General features: G+C 61.3%; 16 protein-coding genes. 7 read left to right on the top strand and 9 right to left on the bottom strand.

Annotation, left to right across the window (positions count from 1 at the left end; genetic code table 11):
- Nucleotides 1–9: 9 nt before the first annotated feature.
- Genes FHT71_RS00865 through FHT71_RS00845 form a run of 5 tightly spaced genes read right to left on the bottom strand, consistent with a single transcriptional unit; the run spans nt 10 to nt 4,587 of the window.
- Entirely contained in the window at nt 10–999 is a 990-nt protein-coding gene (locus FHT71_RS00865; protein ID WP_132588137.1) for a branched-chain amino acid ABC transporter permease, read from the bottom strand.
- 2 nt (nt 1,000–1,001) lie between these two features.
- On the bottom strand, nt 1,002–1,889 hold the full coding sequence (locus FHT71_RS00860) for a branched-chain amino acid ABC transporter permease (protein ID WP_007795501.1): 888 nt from the start codon (nt 1,887–1,889) through the stop codon (nt 1,002–1,004).
- Nucleotides 1,890–1,893: 4 nt separating this feature from the next.
- A complete protein-coding gene (locus FHT71_RS00855) occupies nt 1,894–2,595 on the bottom strand; it encodes an ABC transporter ATP-binding protein (protein WP_132588138.1) in 702 nt (233 codons plus the stop codon).
- Complete coding sequence (locus tag FHT71_RS00850; RefSeq protein ID WP_132588139.1) at nt 2,595–3,377, bottom strand: ABC transporter ATP-binding protein; 783 nt, start codon at nt 3,375–3,377, stop codon at nt 2,595–2,597. The genes FHT71_RS00855 and FHT71_RS00850 overlap by 1 nt, the downstream gene beginning before the upstream one ends.
- Nucleotides 3,378–3,381: 4 nt before the next feature.
- A complete protein-coding gene (locus FHT71_RS00845) occupies nt 3,382–4,587 on the bottom strand; it encodes an ABC transporter substrate-binding protein (RefSeq protein ID WP_007795493.1) in 1,206 nt (401 codons plus the stop codon).
- A 322-nt stretch (nt 4,588–4,909) separates the two neighbouring features.
- Here FHT71_RS00845 and FHT71_RS00840 point away from each other — a divergent pair, with 322 nt between their 5' ends.
- The 4 genes from FHT71_RS00840 (at nt 4,910) to FHT71_RS00825 (ending at nt 9,033) form a co-directional block, all read left to right on the top strand.
- Entirely contained in the window at nt 4,910–5,830 is a 921-nt protein-coding gene (locus FHT71_RS00840) for a LysR family transcriptional regulator (RefSeq protein WP_132588140.1), read from the top strand.
- A gap of 95 nt (nt 5,831–5,925) precedes the next feature.
- Nucleotides 5,926–7,113 (top strand): acyl-CoA dehydrogenase, encoded by a 1,188-nt coding sequence (locus tag FHT71_RS00835; RefSeq protein WP_132588141.1) that lies wholly within the window; start codon nt 5,926–5,928, stop codon nt 7,111–7,113.
- 94 nt (nt 7,114–7,207) lie between these two features.
- Nucleotides 7,208–7,666 (top strand): DUF4126 domain-containing protein, encoded by a 459-nt coding sequence (locus FHT71_RS00830; protein ID WP_132588142.1) that lies wholly within the window; start codon nt 7,208–7,210, stop codon nt 7,664–7,666.
- Nucleotides 7,666–9,033: an FAD-containing oxidoreductase gene (locus tag FHT71_RS00825; protein ID WP_132588143.1), complete on the top strand. Its 1,368-nt coding sequence runs from the start codon at nt 7,666–7,668 to the stop codon at nt 9,031–9,033. Before FHT71_RS00830 ends, FHT71_RS00825 begins: the two co-directional genes overlap by 1 nt.
- Nucleotides 9,034–9,491: 458 nt before the next feature.
- Here the strand turns inward: FHT71_RS00825 and ampC are convergent, their stop codons facing one another.
- Entirely contained in the window at nt 9,492–10,676 is a 1,185-nt protein-coding gene (gene ampC, locus FHT71_RS00820; protein WP_183718673.1) for a class C beta-lactamase, read from the bottom strand.
- 215 nt (nt 10,677–10,891) lie between these two features.
- Between ampC and FHT71_RS00815 the strand changes: the two genes are divergently transcribed.
- Nucleotides 10,892–11,776 (top strand): LysR family transcriptional regulator, encoded by an 885-nt coding sequence (locus tag FHT71_RS00815; protein ID WP_132588145.1) that lies wholly within the window; start codon nt 10,892–10,894, stop codon nt 11,774–11,776.
- 87 nt (nt 11,777–11,863) lie between these two features.
- A complete protein-coding gene (locus FHT71_RS00810; RefSeq protein ID WP_007795465.1) occupies nt 11,864–12,700 on the top strand; it encodes a nickel-binding protein in 837 nt (278 codons plus the stop codon).
- An 83-nt stretch (nt 12,701–12,783) separates the two neighbouring features.
- On the opposite strand, the gene FHT71_RS00805 is transcribed toward FHT71_RS00810, so the two are convergent.
- The 3 genes from FHT71_RS00805 to FHT71_RS00795 form a co-directional block, all read right to left on the bottom strand.
- On the bottom strand, nt 12,784–13,827 hold the full coding sequence (locus FHT71_RS00805) for an NAD(P)-dependent alcohol dehydrogenase (protein ID WP_007795463.1): 1,044 nt from the start codon (nt 13,825–13,827) through the stop codon (nt 12,784–12,786).
- A 160-nt stretch (nt 13,828–13,987) separates the two neighbouring features.
- Nucleotides 13,988–14,587 (bottom strand): NAD(P)-binding domain-containing protein, encoded by a 600-nt coding sequence (locus tag FHT71_RS00800; protein ID WP_132588146.1) that lies wholly within the window; start codon nt 14,585–14,587, stop codon nt 13,988–13,990.
- A 29-nt stretch (nt 14,588–14,616) separates the two neighbouring features.
- Nucleotides 14,617–15,366: an SDR family oxidoreductase gene (locus tag FHT71_RS00795; protein ID WP_132588147.1), complete on the bottom strand. Its 750-nt coding sequence runs from the start codon at nt 15,364–15,366 to the stop codon at nt 14,617–14,619.
- Nucleotides 15,367–15,658: 292 nt separating this feature from the next.
- Between FHT71_RS00795 and FHT71_RS00790 the strand changes: the two genes are divergently transcribed.
- A complete protein-coding gene (locus tag FHT71_RS00790) occupies nt 15,659–16,114 on the top strand; it encodes a PTS sugar transporter subunit IIA (RefSeq protein ID WP_132588148.1) in 456 nt (151 codons plus the stop codon).
- Nucleotides 16,115–16,171 lie beyond the last annotated feature (57 nt).

Below are 16,171 nucleotides of genomic sequence, written 5' to 3'. Positions count from 1 at the left end.
CCCCGCGGCTTAGCGGCGGTAGACGAAGCCGAGTTTCCGACCGAGGCGCGATGCGTAGAACTCACCGATGATGCCGCGGCGGAATATCAGCACGCAAATCATGAACACGATGCCGGTGATGATCGTCACCGGAAATTCTGATGTCGCCAGATAGTTTTCGAGCGTGACGACGAGGCCAGCGCCAAACAGCGGGCCGATCAGCGTGCCGATGCCGCCAAGCAGGGTCATCAGGATCACCTCGCCCGACATCTGCCAGGCAACATCGGTCAAGGTCGCGAACTGGAAGACCAGCGATTTGACCGCCCCGGCCAGGCCTGCAAGAGCGGCCGACATCACGAAGGCGCCAAGCTTGTAGCGGGCGACGGAATAGCCGAGCGATATCGCCCGCTGCTCGTTCTCGCGGATCGATTTGAGGATCATTCCGAATGGCGAATTGATGAAGCGCCAGATGATCAGAATGCCGGCGACGAAGACGGCCAGCACGAAATAATACATGTTGGTCGAATTATTGAGATCGAGGAGGCCGAACAAATGGCCGCGCGGCACGGATTGGATTCCGTCCTCGCCATGCGTGAACTCCGATTGCAGGCAGAAGAAGAAGAACATCTGCGACAAGGCCAGCGTGATCATGGCAAAGTAGATGCCTTGGCGGCGGATCGCGAAAAAACCCATAACGAGACCGAGGACGGCGGCACCGGCTACACCGACCACGATGCCGAGCTCCGGCGAAAATCCCCATTCCTTGACGGCATGGGCCGTGAAATAAGCCGCTCCGCCGAAGAAGGTCGCATGGCCGAACGACAGAAGGCCAGTATAGCCGAGCAACAGATTGAAGGCGCAGGCAAACAGCGCAAAGCACAGAAGCTTCATCAGGAAGATCGGATAGAAGAAGAATGGCGCCAGCAGCAGGAGCAGCAGGCCGATGATGAGGAAGGCCGCCTGCACCGAAAGGGCGGTGCGGCTCTTTTCCGGTCTCATCGTTTCAGTGATCTCTGTCATCGTCATGCATCCCGGCCGAAGAGGCCCGCAGGCCTGATGAGAAGAACAATCGCCATGATGACGAAGATCACGATGTTGGAAGCTTCGGGATAGAAGACCTTGGTGAGACCTTCGGCAATACCGAGTACGTAGCCGGTGATGATCGCCCCCATGATCGAGCCCATGCCGCCGACCACGACGACGGCGAAGACGACGATGATCATGCTGGAGCCCATCAGCGGCGACACCTGATAGATCGGTGCGGCCAGCACGCCTGCAAAGGCCGCGAGACCGGCTCCAAGCGCATAGGTCAATGTCAAGAGGACCGGCACGTTGACGCCGAATGCCTGGACAAGGGTCGCATTCTCGGTGGCGGCCCTCAGATAGGCACCGAGCTTCGTCTTCTCGATCAGGAGCCAGGTGCCAAGGCAGACGACAAGCGACACGACCACGACCCAGCCGCGATAGATCGGCAGGAACATGAAGCCGAGATTGACTGCACCGGCAAGAGCGGCGGGTTGCGCATAGGGCTGCCCGGAAGAGCCATAAAGGTAGCGGAACGTGCCCTCCACGGCGAGTGCGAGCCCGAAGGTGAAGAGCAGGCCGTACAGCGGATCGAGGTCATAGAGCCGGCGAAGGAACAGTCGCTCGATCACCGCGCCGGCAAAGCCGACAATGACGGGCGCCAGGATCAGCGACGGCCAATAGCCGATGCCGGCGTAAGCAAGCAGAAGGTAGGCAGCGAAGGCACCGAGCATATACTGCGCGCCGTGCGCGAAATTGATGACCCGCAACAGACCGAAGATAATGGCGAGCCCGAGACTGAGGAGAGCGTAGAACGAACCGTTGATCAGGCCGATCAACAATTGGCCCATGAACGCCTGCAGGGGAATGCCGAAGATCATCGTCATCAGATCACACTCCCAGAACCTTGTGCAACGTATCCATCCGATCGGGTAATTCGCCCACCGGGAACTCTGACACCATCTGTCCGTGGTCCATAAGATAGAAGCGATCGGCGATCCGGCTAGCGAAGCGGAAATTCTGCTCGACGAGCAGGATCGTCATGCCGCGTTCCTTCAGTTCCTTCAGGACTTCGCCGATGCGCTGGACGATGACGGGCGCAAGCCCCTCGGTGGGTTCGTCAAGCAGGAGCATGCGAACGCCGGTGCGCAGAATGCGGGCAATCGCCAGCATCTGCTGTTCACCGCCCGACAGCTTCGTGCCCGGACTGTTGCGGCGTTCGTAGAGATTTGGAAACAGCTCGTAGATTTCGTCGACGGTCATGCCGCCGGGGGCAACGACCGGCGGCAGCATCAGATTCTCGGACACCGTCAGCGTCGCGAATATGCCCCGCTCCTCCGGTACGAAGCCGATGCCCCGGTGTGCCGTCTTGTGCAACGGCACATGCATCATGTCCTCGCCGGCAAAAGTCAGCTTGCCCTTGCGGGCGCGCACGATGCCGGTGATGGTGCGCAGTGTCGTCGTCTTTCCGACGCCGTTGCGGCCAAGGATGGTAATCGTCTCGCCTTCGGCGATACGCATGTTGACGCCGTGCAGGATGTGGCTTTCGCCATACCAGGCGTTGAGCCCCTGGACCTCCAGAAGTGTCGTCATCAACCCTCCTCCGAGCCCATGTAGGCCTGGCGCACCCGCGCATCGGCGCTGACTGTCGCGTAATCGCCCTCGGCAAGGATTTCTCCACGCTGCAGCACGGTCACATGCTGGCAGATGTTTGCGACGACAGACAGATTGTGCTCGACCATCAGAACGGCGCGGTCGCGCGCCACTTCACGGATCAGCGCCGAGACAACGCCCACATCCTCGTGCCCCATGCCAGCCATCGGTTCGTCGAGCAGAAGCACCCGTGGATCAAGGGCAAGCGTCGTTGCGATCTCGAGCACACGCTTGCGGCCATAGGAAAGATCAGCCGCGATCGCGTCACGCTCCTTGGAAAGACCGACTTTCGCCAGCAGCTGTTCGGCGCGATCGTTTAACGCGTCAAGGGCCGAAAGCGGGCGCCAGAACTGCGTCGACAGGTTGTTTGGCCGCTGCAGTGCCACGCGGACATTGTCGAGAACGCTCAGGTGCGGAAATACGGCCGAAATCTGGAACGACCGCACCAGCCCCATGCGCGCGACCTTGTCAGGCGCCGTTTTGGTGATGTCCGTGTCCATCAGCGTGATCGTACCGGCAGTGGGCTGCAGGAACTTCGTCAGCAGGTTGAAGACCGTGGTCTTGCCCGCGCCGTTGGGGCCGATCAAGGCGTGCACACTCGCATCGTGAACATCCAGATCGACATTCTTGACGGCGGTGAAGCCGCCGAAATCGCGGCGCAGGCCACGGGCGGAGAGCACCACCCGCGGCATCGCATTTGATTGTGTCGCGGAAACCGCCATCGGTTCAGTTCACCAGGGCGCAGCCGCTCTTGGCGGGATCGATATAGGCTTCCTTGCCGGGGATGGTCGCCAGCACGTTGAAGTAGTCCCACGGCTCCTTGCTGTCGGCCGGTTTCTTGACTTGAAGCAGGTACATGTCATGGATCATGCGGCCGTTCGGGCCGACCGTTCCGCCGCGCCCGAAGACGTCATCCACCGGCATTTCATGCAGTTGCCTGGCAACGGCATCGGTGTCGTCGGTACCGGCCTTCTGGATCGCCTTCAGGTATTGAAGCACGGCCGAGTAGGTGCCCGTATGGACCATGTTCGGCATCCTGCCTGTTCGGGCAAAGAACTTCTTGCCGAACTCGCGGCTCTTGTCATCGAGGTTCCAGTAGTAGCCTTCGGTCAGTGTCAGCCCCTGTGCGGCATCGAGGCCGAGGCCATGGACTTCGGCCAGTGTGAAGAGCAGTGCCGCCAGATGCTGGCCGCCCTGGGTGATGCCGAATTCGGCTGCCTGCTTGATGGCGTTGGAGGTATCGAGGCCGGCATTGGCAAGGCCGATCACCTTGGCACCGGAGGACTGGGCCTGCAGCAGGAAGGATGAGAAATCCTGGTTCGACAGGGGATGGCGGACGGAACCAACGACCTTGCCGCCGGCGGACTTGACGAAATCGCTCGTCTGCTGTTCCAGCGAATAACCGAATGCGTAGTCGGCCGTGAGGAAGAACCAGCTGTCACCACCCTGCTTGACGAGTGCGCCGCCCGTGCCGACGGCGAGCGCATGCGTGTCATAGGCCCAGTGGAAGCCATAGGGCGAGCAAGCCTTGCCGGTCAGATCCGTGGTCGCCGCGCCGGTGACGATGTCGATCTTCTTCTTTTCCTTCGCAATGGCCTGAACCGCGAGCGCTACGGATGAGGTGGTCAATTCCATGATCGCGTCGACCTGCTCGGTGTCGTACCATTGACGAGCGATGTTGGAGGCGATGTCGGCCTTGTTCTGGTGGTCGGCATCGACGATCTCCACCGGTACGCCGAGCACCTTTCCGCCGAAATCCTCGACAGCCATCTTGGCTGCTTCGACGGAGGATTTGCCGCCGAAATCGGCATAGACACCGGACTGATCGTTCAGGATGCCGATCTTCACCTTGCCGTCCGATGCACCATCGGCGAGTACGGCGGTACTGCTTGCAAGCAGAAATGCCAGCGACGCAATGAGATTCTTTCGCATATTCCTCTCCTCCCAGAGATTGGCCAGAATGCGGATCTGTTCAAATTTGGCCAGCCACCCTCCTCAAAGCCGCCAGCCCATCCCTTACGATCATGGAATTGCACTGATCAGGCAAGGCCGCTTTACAACTAATTCCAAACAGTATCTGTTCGTTTTTGAACAGAAGCGCTGTTCTGTCGCAGGTCCGGCCCAATGAATGCAAATCGTTAGGGTGCTTTCGTTGGAACCTAGGGCAGACCGCGGCGAGGTGCAGCCTGTGCCGTATTAGACGAAAGACCAATATGGCGCGGCCGAGCGATGCCAGGGCCGACAGGGAGCTCGCATGAACAATCCGCCGCAATTCACGTGGGACGACCTGCAGTTCTTTCTGGCGGTTGCTCGCACCGGGCAGCTGTCGACCGCCGCGCGGCAATTGCGCACCAGCCATGCGACGGTCTCGCGTCGCATCGACCGGCTGGAGTTTGCTCTCAAGGTCAAGCTCTTCGAGCGCAACCCGCGCGGATACGTGATGACGGCGATGGGCGCGCGCTTCGTCGAGACTGCCGAGAAGATGGAGCAGGAAACAGAGCGGCTGCGTGCCGATCTGACCGACGGCGCAACGATGCAGCGTGGGGTGGTGCGGCTCAGCGCGCCGGAGGGCTTCTCCAACTTCTTTTTTGCCCGCGTGCTGCCGCAGTTTGTGGCAAGCCAGCCCAATTTGTCGCTTGAGTTGGTGACGATCCAGCAGATCATGTCGCTGTCGCGCAAGGAGGCCGATATCACTGTCGTTCTCGATGAGCCGAAGGGCGGACCATACTTCTCGGACAAGCTCACCGACTATCATCTGCAGGTCTATGGCTCGAAGGAGTACCTGCGCCGGAGCGCGCCCATTGCCTGCCGCGACGACCTGTTGGATCATCCGTTCATCAGCTACATCGAAGAAATGATCTTCGCGCCCGGCCTCGACTATCTCGGCGACGTGCATCCGCGCATCAAGCCGCAGTTTCAAAGCTCGAGCATCTTTGCGCAGCTGACGGCAACCCGAAACGGCCTCGGGCTTTGTGTGCTTCCCTATTTCTTCGCCAGTCGCTACCCCGAGCTCGAACGGGTCCTTCCCGACGACATCGATCTCAGGCGGCACTACTGGATCACCTGTCATCGTGACCTTCGCCAGTCGCCAAGGGTGCGGGCGGTCATCGATTTCCTGCGCGAAGCGGTCGTCGGCGAGGATGTCAGGTTCATCCCGCCATGGGCGAAACGGTAGATTGACGTCGAAATCTCGTGGCGAGTTGACCCTTCCAACCTGCGGGTCTATGCCCGAAGGATGTCGCACCCGCAGGGGAATGAGGAGGAATGACCATGCAGCACACCCGCGAGATCTTCGACTGGGCCGATCCGTTCCGGCTGGTGGAGCAGCTTACGGACGAGGAGCGCATGGTGCAGGAGACGGCGCACGCTTATGCGCAGGACAAGCTGGTGCCGCGCGTGCTCGAAGCCTTCCGTCACGAGAAGACGGATCCGAAGATCTTCCGCGAGATGGGTGAGCTTGGGCTGCTTGGACCGACGATCGCCCCGGAGTATGGCGGGGCGGGCCTTGGCTACGTTGCCTATGGCCTGATCGCCCGCGAGGTCGAGCGCGTCGACAGCGGCTACCGCTCGATGATGAGTGTGCAGTCGTCTCTCGTCATGGTGCCGATCGATGCCTTCGGTTCGGAGGCGCAGAAACAGAAATATCTGCCAAAGCTTGCGACCGGCGAATGGATCGGCTGCTTTGGCTTGACCGAACCCAACCACGGCTCGGATCCGGGCTCGATGGTGACGCGGGCAAGGAAGGTCGATGGCGGCTATAGCCTGTCGGGCGCCAAGACCTGGATCTCCAATGCCCCGATCGCTGACGTTTTCGTCGTCTGGGCCAAGACCGAGGACGGTGTCATCCGCGGCTTCATCCTGGAGAAGGGCTGGAGGGGCCTGTCGGCGCCGGCGATCCACGGCAAGGTCGGTCTGCGCGCCTCCATTACCGGCGAGGTGGTGATGGATGATGTCTTCGTGCCGGAAGAGAACCTGTTGCCGAACGTGTCCGGCCTCAAGGGTCCTTTCACCTGCCTGAACTCGGCCCGCTTCGGTATTGCATGGGGGGCGCTTGGCGCTGCCGAGGACTGCTATGCAAAGGCGCGCCAATATGTTCTGGACCGCAAGCAGTTCGGCCGGCCGCTCGCCGCCAACCAGCTGATCCAGAAGAAGCTTGCCGACATGATAACGGAAATCTCGCTCGGTCTGCAGGGTTGCATCAGGCTCGGCCGTATGAAGGAAGACGGGCACCCGCCGGTGGAGCTGACCTCGATCGTCAAGCGCAATTCGTGCGGCAAGGCGCTCGACATCGCGAGGCTTGCCCGCGACATGCTGGGCGGCAACGGCATATCCGACGAGTTTGGCATTGCCCGCCATCTCGTCAATCTCGAGGTCGTCAACACTTATGAGGGCACCCACGACGTCCACGCCCTTATCCTCGGCCGCGCCGTCACCGGCATTGCGGCCTTTGCGAATTGAGCCGTATCGACCATCGTGCAAATTGAAACGTGCGCGACAATGTGCCAGCCTCCCATGACCGCGATTAAATCGAGCGCGGCATGGGGGATTGCACATGCTTTTGTTTCTTGCATTTCTGATTGGAATGATTGCGGGGCTCAGAGCGATGACGGCGCCGGCTGCTATTGCCTGGGCGGCTGCTCTCGGCTGGTTTGACGTTTCGCAGACACCCCTTGCCTTTATGGGATATCGTTGGACGCCGTGGGTGTTCACACTGCTTGCTGTTGTCGAGTTGATTACCGACCAGCTGCCATCGACCCCGTCCCGCAAGGTTCCCATGCAGTTTGCGGCCCGCTTGATAATGGGCGCGCTGACGGGTGCCACGATCGGCACCTCCGGCGGCTCGTTGGTCGGCGGGCTCATTGCAGGTGTCGTCGGCGCCGCGGTTGGCACGTTCGGCGGAGCGGCGGCTCGTGGTAAGCTCGCCGCCGCCTTCGGCAAAGATACACCGGCAGCGCTGATCGAGGATGCGGTTGCGATCATCGGCGCACTCATCATCGTGGGAGCTGTGTGATGCCTGGTTTTGACGCCATCGTCATCGGGGCCGGCCAGTCCGGTCCCTTCCTCGCCGCCCGCATGGTCGCGACGGGCATGAAGGTGGCGTTGATCGAGCGCAAGTTCCTCGGCGGCACCTGTGTCAATGCCGGCTGCATGCCGACCAAGACGCTGGTGGCAAGTGCCCGCGCCGCCCATGTGGCGCGACGCGGTGCGGACTTTGGCGTGGTGATCCCGGGTGGCGTGGGCATCGACATGTCGGTGGTGCGCAAGCGTGCTGAAACCGTGACGATGGACGCCCGCAACGGCCTGATCAACTGGTTTGCCGGCATGGACGGCATGACCGTCATCTATGGGCATGCCCGTTTCGAGGACGCCCATACCGTGACCGTCAACGGCGAGACGCTGACGGCCCCGAAGATCTTCCTGAATGTCGGCGCGCGGCCGACCATTCCCGATATGCCCGGTATCGGCGATATCGATTATCTCACGAGCACTTCGATCATCCATCTCGATACGCTTCCCACGCATCTGACGATTATCGGCGGCAGCTATATCGGGCTTGAGTTCGCGCAGATGTATCGCCGTTTCGGGGCCGAGGTGACGGTGATCGAACGCGGCCCGAAACTTGCCTCGCGCGAGGATGCCGATGTCTCCGACGCGATCGCCGATATCCTGCGCTCGGAAGGCATTGGCGTGCACACGGATGCCGACGGGATCGGATTCTCAAAGACGGCCGATGGGATCGAGGTCAGCATCGGCAATGGTCAACCGGCAATCGAGGCGAGCCACGTGCTTGTTGCCACCGGACGTACGCCGAATACCGATGACCTTGGTCTCGACAAGGCTGGTGTCGTTACCGACAGCCGTGGCTACATCACCGTTGACGACAAGCTTGCCACCAATGTCGAGGGTATCTGGGCGCTCGGCGATTGCAACGGCCGCGGGGCCTTTACCCATACATCCTACAACGATTTCGAAATCGTCGCCGCCAACCTGCTCGACGGCGAGGACCGCAAGCTCAGTGACCGCATCCTCGCCTATGCGCTCTACATCGACCCGCCGCTCGGCCGTGTCGGCAAGACCGAGAAGGAAGCGCGCGCCTCCGGCCACAAGATCATGATCTCGACCCGGCCGATGAGCCGGGTCGGCCGCGCCAATGAGCGTGCCGAGACCATGGGCTTCATGAAGGTGATCGCCGACGCTGAGACACAGCAGATCCTCGGCGCTGCGATCCTTGGGATCGAGGGTGACGAGGCGATCCACGGTTTCATTGATGCGATGAATGCCAAGGCCCCTTACCCGGTGCTGAAATGGGCGGTGCCAATCCATCCCACGGTGTCTGAGCTGATCCCGACACTGCTCGGAGATTTGAAGGCGGTTTAGCCTGCAATCGCCGCTGTCACGGCTCGCCACTTGATCCTGCATTTCGCTCGGACGGGGCGCTGGAAATTGCCTCGCTGGAGTAAAACAGTATGGCGCTTCCCAGCGCCCCGTTCGGCGGTTTGTGCCCGCAACTCCGGCCTCTCTTTATCCGCCGGCCGACGCTTTCGCGTCTCCGGCAGCCTTGTGTGCCGCACAGGCACGTCCGGGGCGACACTCGACGCAACATTCGCGCAACGCCGCCGTCCCCGGAGGGAGACCATTTTCTGCGAGCCCCGAATGCGGAAGCCTACGTCCTTCTTCCGCATTCGGCGCCGATCCCGTCTCGCTGCAACGTCTTGCGGTGTATCCGCGGCGGGACGATCTCAGTATGGCAGCGATCTGCGCGGCGTGGACAAAAGCAGGTCCCCGGTTGATGACGTTGGAGGCACCATACGGGCTTATCCTCCACCTGCGGGCGTTCAGTCGCCGTTTGCGACGGCAAGATCGTCGTCGAACGCCGCCAATATGCTATAGGCTGCCTTTACTCGCTCGCTGTTTGGATAGTTCTTGTTTGCGAAGAGGGCGATACCGATGCCCTTGGATGGGACGAAGGCGACATAGGCGCCGAAGCCGGTGGTCGACCCGGTCTTGTTGAAAAGCATATTCTTTACCGGCGGCCGTGGCGGCGACAGCTTCTCGATCTCGTTGGCTTTCAGGGCCATGTCGGCCGAGTTACCGGCCAAAAGCTGGTCGAGGGTTGTTGGATAGGCGTACATTTCCCAGCCGAGGCCCTGGGTCATGCCGCCAACCTTGTAGTAGCCCGTATGGGTGGTGGCGATCGCCGATTGCACGGTCTTGTCGAGATCGGAGCCATCCATGTTGGCTTCGATGAAGCGCAGCATGTCGCTTGCCGACATCTTCACGCCGTAGGCCTCCGAATCCAGGACTCCCGGCGAAACGCGAATGGCCTTGCCGGTTTTTGAATATCCATAGGCATAGTTCTCGTCGTCGGCTTTTGGAACCGCAATGAAGGTGTGGCTGAGGCCAAGTGCCGGAAACAGCTTCTGCTGCATCAGATCATCGAAGGGCCAACCCATGGCCTTTGCCGCGGCATAGCCGAACAAGCCGATGCTCGGATTGGAATAGACGCGATGGGTTCCCGCAGCATAGGCCGGCTTCCAGTTCTTGTAATAGCCGACCATCGCCTTGTGGTCGGTCACGTCGTTTGGAAACTGCAGCGGCAGGCCACCCGCCGTGTAGGTCCCAAGGTCGAGCAAGGTGGCTCCGGCAAGGTGGCTGCCGGCGAATTCCGGAAAATACTTGCTCGGGCTGTCGGTGAGCGAAAGGTCGCTGCTGGCCTGTGCGTAGCCTGCCAGGGTTGCGGTGAACGTCTTGCTGACCGAGCCAATTTCAAACAACGTCGCGTCGGTGACCTTCCGACCACTCGCCTTGGACGCGACGCCGTAATTGTAGACGTATCGCTTTCCCCCGACTGTGATGGCGATCGACATGCCAGGAATATCGTTTCTCGCCATCAGAGGGACGGCTACCGCATCGACAACGCGGGCAAGCTCATTCTGGCGTTCGGCCGCATGCGCACCGGCGCCGAGAAAGACTGAAGCGGCGGTGAGGATACCAAGTGTGGATTGCGGAATATTTCTCATAACAGATACCGTGCCTCGGGTTCGTGGAATCGCCGCGGTCTCGCCGCAGCGGTTAGGACATTCAAGGCAAAAAACCTTGAGATATGAGGTAATCCGGCGTTTTCGGCAGTTCTCGCCGAAACGGGTTGGGTCAGGCGGGATTTGTATACGAGGCCTGTACGGCCGTCTCAAACGACGATATCTAGCGTGAGGCATTAGAAAAATTTGGATATCCGATGGTTCGTCCGCATTTGCCGCTGAATGCGCTGCGTGCCTTTGAAGCGTCCGCTCGGCACCTCAGCTTCACCAAGGCAGCGATCGAGCTGTGCGTGACGCAGGCCGCCGTCAGCCATCAGGTCAAGGGTCTGGAAACGAGGCTGAACGTCACGCTGTTCGAGCGGCTGCCGCGCGGGCTGATGCTGACCACTGAGGGCGAGACGCTGTTGCCGGCGCTCCGCGACGCCTTCGACCGGATTGCCGGAACGCTCGAGCAGTTCGAGGGCGGACACTATCGCGAAGTGCTTCGGGTCGGTGCTGTCGGCACCTTTGCCGTTGGCTGGCTGCTTGCGAGGCTGCGAGCGTTTCAGGCTCAGCATCCCTTTATTGATCTGCGCCTCTCGACCAACAACAACCGTGTCGATATTGCCGCCGAGGGTCTGGATTATGCCGTCCGCTTCGGTTCGGGCGCTTGGCATGGGATCGAGGCGTTGCGCCTGCTGGAGGCGCCGCTGTCGGCGCTCTGCGTTCCCGAGATCGCGACGCAGCTTAACTCGCCGGCCGACCTTTTGAAGCAGACCTTGCTGCGGTCGTATCGCGCCGATGAGTGGTCGCGATGGTTTGCTGCTGCCGGGATGGAGGCGAACCTGCCGCCGCTGAAAAACATCGTCTTCGATTCATCGCTTGCGATGATGGAGGCCGCGCTGCAGGGCGCCGGCGTTGCCCTGGCGCCACCTCTGATGTTTTCCCGGCTTCTGCTTGCCGAGGCCATCCGCCAGCCCTTCGACATCACGGTTACCATGGGCAGCTATTGGCTGACCCGTCTGCAGTCTCGCCCGGAGACGCCGGCGATGTCGGCCTTCCGCCTATGGCTGTGCGAGGCATCGGGGGCGTCTGCGGTCTGAGACCTGCTATGCCGTCCTGTGGACCGAGCGGTGGCAACGGCGTAAGATACCGTCGACGTTGAGGGGCTCTCCGAAGGACGCACGCACGTGGCTATCTTCATGGACCGGCATGATCTTGCGGGGACATCCGCTGAAGACATTGCCGAGGCGCACCGCAGGGATCTGGCGGTTGAGGATCGGTATGGGGTGAAGTTCCTCACCTACTGGTACGATCAGCGGCGCGGGACGGCGTTCTGTCTGATCGATGCACCGAATGCCGAAACCGCGCAATGCGTTCATCGCGAGGCACATGGTTTTATCGCGGCCGAAGTGGTCGAGGTGGCGCTGTCGGCGGTCGAGGCGTTCCTCGGGCGCATTCACGAACCTGAACACAAAGCGGGCCAGACCGGCGTCGAAAGGGATGCAGGGCATAGGGCGATCCTGTTTACCGACATTGTCGGTTCGACGGAGATGACTTCGCGGCTCGGTGACCGCATGGCTGCCGAGCTGGTACGGGCGCATGACGCAATCGTACGACGCTGTCTGGCGCAGTGCGAAGGCAGAGAGGTCAAGCACACCGGTGACGGCATCATGGCCTCCTTCGTCTCCACGCACGCCGCGGTCGGCTGTGCGATGAGCATCCAGCGCGAATTCAGGACCTACAACGGCGGCACGCCGGAACCCATCCATGTCAGGATCGGGCTTGATTGTGGCGAGCCGATCGAGGACAGCCACGATCTCTTCGGCTCAACCGTGCAACTGGCTGCGCGGCTCTGTGCGGCAGCCGGCGGGGATCAGATCCTCGTATCGGAGAGCATCTTTAGAGAGCACGGTGCGGCCGATCTCTTCGCCAATGCGACGCGCAAGCGCCTCAAGGGGTTTTCGAAGCCGGTACTGGCGTTCGAGTGCGATTGGGCCGATGCGGAAGCGGCTCGACCGACGTAAGTCCCGATCCCACCATTCCAGATGATAGCAAGGCTGGCCGCCGTCCTCAAAACGGTGCCGGCCTTGCGCGTGTCGGCATCGCGCTATTCCATCACGATCTGCAGCTTCACGTCGCTCGGACGTGCCTCGACGGCGCGATCAAAGGCCGTGATGGAGTCCTCGAAGGTGAACGTCTCTGAAATCAGCGGCTTCAGATCGACACGGCCAGAGCCGAGCAGCGCAATCGAGCGCTCGTACTGATGGGCGTAGCGGAACACGGTCTCGATTCGGATTTCCTTTGTCGAGGCCGTCGAAACGTCGAAGCCGATCGGGTTGACCGGCAGGCCGACGGCAACGATGACGCCGCCCGGTCTCGGCAGTTCCATGATGGTTTCCCAGGCCTTGGGCGAACCCGAGCATTCGAAGATCACATCGGCACCCCAGCCATCGGTCAGCCGCGCCACCTCTTCGGCGAGGTTCTTCTCGCGGATGTTGATCGGGATGACGCCCTGGTATTGGGCGGCAATGTCAAGTTTCGGCTGGGCAAGGTCGGCGACGATCGCGCGGGCACAGCCGCCGGCAAGAGCAGCGACGGCCACCATCGTGCCGATCGGGCCGGCACCAAGCACGATGGCCGTGTCGCCGGGGACGATCTTCGCCTTCGTCGCGGCTTGCATGCCGACCGCGAACGGTTCGACCATGGCGCCTTCGGCAAAGCTGACATTGTCGGGAAGCTTGTAGGTGTAGTTGGCAGGATGGACGACCTCGGGCGTCAGGACACCATGGATCGGCGGCGTCGCCCAGAAGATCACGGCCGGATCGACATTGTACATGCCGAGCCGGCTCGCCCTGGAATTGGGATCGGGAATGCCTGGCTCCATGCAGACGCGGTCGCCGACCTTCAGATGCGTGACGCCGGCACCGACCTCGACGACCGTGCCGGCGGCTTCATGGCCGAGCACCATAGGCTCGTTGACCACGAAGGGGCCGATCTTGCCGTGGGTGTAATAATGGACATCGGAACCGCACACGCCGACCGTATGGATCTTGATCTTCACCTGTCCCGGACCGGTGTCCATCGGCAGATCGATGTCGCGAAGCGCGAGTTCATGCTGGCGCTCGAGCACCAGCGCGCGGACTTTGGCCATTGTCTTTCCTTCCCGGTTGCCTCCCCGCGCCGTCTCTCAGTCGGCGCGGCTTTGGAATGACTATAAGACCCGAAGCCGCAGCAATTCAATCGTATTGAAAAGGCTTTTGCCCATGAAATGATGAATTGCTCATCTCGCACGAGGATATCCCCGCGAGGAATCAGCCGAACTTGACGAGGTTCAATGCGGGCAACGGCCCGCCCGGAAACTGCACCAGGCTGCCGCCGAGGGCGAGCGGGCCAAGATCGATGCCGAAGAAGCCTAGCCTTTCGATCAGGGAGCCGATCCGGGCCTTGGCGCTTGCGTCGTCGCCGGAATAGAACAGGACGCGCTTGCCGCCTTCGGCTGCAGGGTTGCCAGAGAGAAGATGCGGCTGCAGATGATTGAATGCCTTGACCACACGAGCGCCGGGTACGTATTCGGAAAATATCGCGCTGGACAGGCGGCCATCCAAGGCAGCGGGCTTGAAGAGCGGCGCCTCGATCGGATTGTTGGCGTCGATAACAATACGGCTGTGCCAGTCCGGCAAGCCGGAAAGCGCCTGCGGCAGTTTCGACCAGGGAACGGCCACGAGCACGATGTCGGCCTTTGCTGCCGCTTCCACCGTAGTTGCGGTCACAAAAGGCTGAAGCTCTGCGGCTAGCGCTGCGAGCGTTTCGGGCCCGCGGCTGTTCGATATGGCGGCATGAATGCCAGCCCGGGCGAGCGCGCGGGCAAAGGCGGCGCCGATATTGCCGGCGCCGATGATACCGATGGACATTGGTTTTCTCCTGCGATGAAAGCTTATGATCAGGCGGTGAAGCCGCCATCGGCGACGATGTCGGCGCCCGTGACGAAGGCGGCATCGGGGCTTGCGAGATAGGCGACGACGCTGGCGATCTCATAGTCCTTGCCGTAGCGCCCGATCGCCAGGCCGGGGCCGACGATCTTCGAGACCGGACCGCCGTCCGGATTCATGTCGGTGTCGGTCGGCCCGGGATGGACGGTGTTGACGGTGATGCCCTTCGGACCGAGGTCGCGCACGAGACTGCGGTTGAAGCCGGCGACGGCGCCCTTGGTCAGTGTATAGAGCGAGGCGGTCGGGAAGGCCGCATAGCGGAACATCGACGAGCCGATGTGGATGATACGGCCGCCCGGCTTCATTCGGCGCGCGGCCTCCTGCGTGGCGACGAAGACGCCCGTGACGTTGACGGCGATCATCCGCTCGTAGTCTTCGAATTTGATGTCCTCGATCGGCCCGCCAAGCGCGATGCCGGCGTTGTTGACGAGGATATCAAGCGAGCCGAAGGTTTCTTCCGTCGTCAAGACGGCGGCACGTACGGCCGCTGGATCGCCGGCATCCGCCCGGATCGCGATAGCGCGTCCGCCGGCGTCCTCGATCTCCCGCACGACAGCCGCAGCCTTATCGGGCGATGCGCTGTAGGTGATAGCGACTGCAGCACCTGCTGCCGCCAGATGCCTTGCGATAGCAGCGCCGATGGAGCGCGAGCCGCCGGTGACGAGAGCGGTTTTGCCGCTAAGGTTTTCGATTCTGGTCATTTCGGTCACTCCAGGGTTTCGTTGTTCGACGGAGTGAATATCGGTCGCCGATTCATTCTCAATAAGCGGGTAATCACTTGAATGATCTTCAAGCATTCATTGAAAATTTGGATGATCTTTATGTGGTGTTTATATTTGTGGTCGCCTATCACGCTCGAACCTTTATCTCGTCCCGGCATATGAACGCGGGAGCAATGCGGCCCGGGAAATCAGTTTGCGGCAATGGCAACGATACTCGGGTGCGAGCTCGGCGCTCGCCGGCCGTCCTCGCACAAATGACAAGAGAGACTTCATGGACCTTTCGATGATCATCCGTCCCGAGCACAGCTTCATCGGCGTGTCGGTGGCGACGAAGTGGAGAGGGCTGCAGTCTATCGCGGAGAAGGCCGCCGCCGCCTTCGGCATCGAAGAAAAGAAGATATTGCAGGCCCTGGAAAGCCGGGAGAGCCTTGGCTCGACCGGCATCGGCAATGGCGTAGCCGTTCCGCATGCCGTCGTCGAAGGGATGACGCATCCGCGTGGCTTGCTCGTACGCTTCGCGCGGCCGCTCGATTTTGAGGCCGTTGACGACGTGCCAACCGATATTGCCTTCGCGCTCCTGTTTGGCGAGGCGAACCGCGGTGAGTATCTGAACGTGCTGGCGGCGATCGCGCGTCAGTTGCAGACACCGGGGGTTCTGGCCGCCATGCGCCAGGCAAGAACCGCGGAAGAGCTCTATTCTGATTTCCTGGCCGACTCGCGCGTTTGACGATCAGATGGATGCGGTGGATCGGTCAGACATCGCGCTTGAAACCGGAGGAAGCCT

The sequence above is a fragment of the Rhizobium sp. BK060 genome, from assembly GCF_014193145.1.
Lineage (GTDB): Bacteria > Pseudomonadota > Alphaproteobacteria > Rhizobiales > Rhizobiaceae > Rhizobium.
The sequence above is the reverse complement of the archived record's forward strand: the minus strand, read 5'-3'. Positions and strand labels throughout refer to the sequence as shown.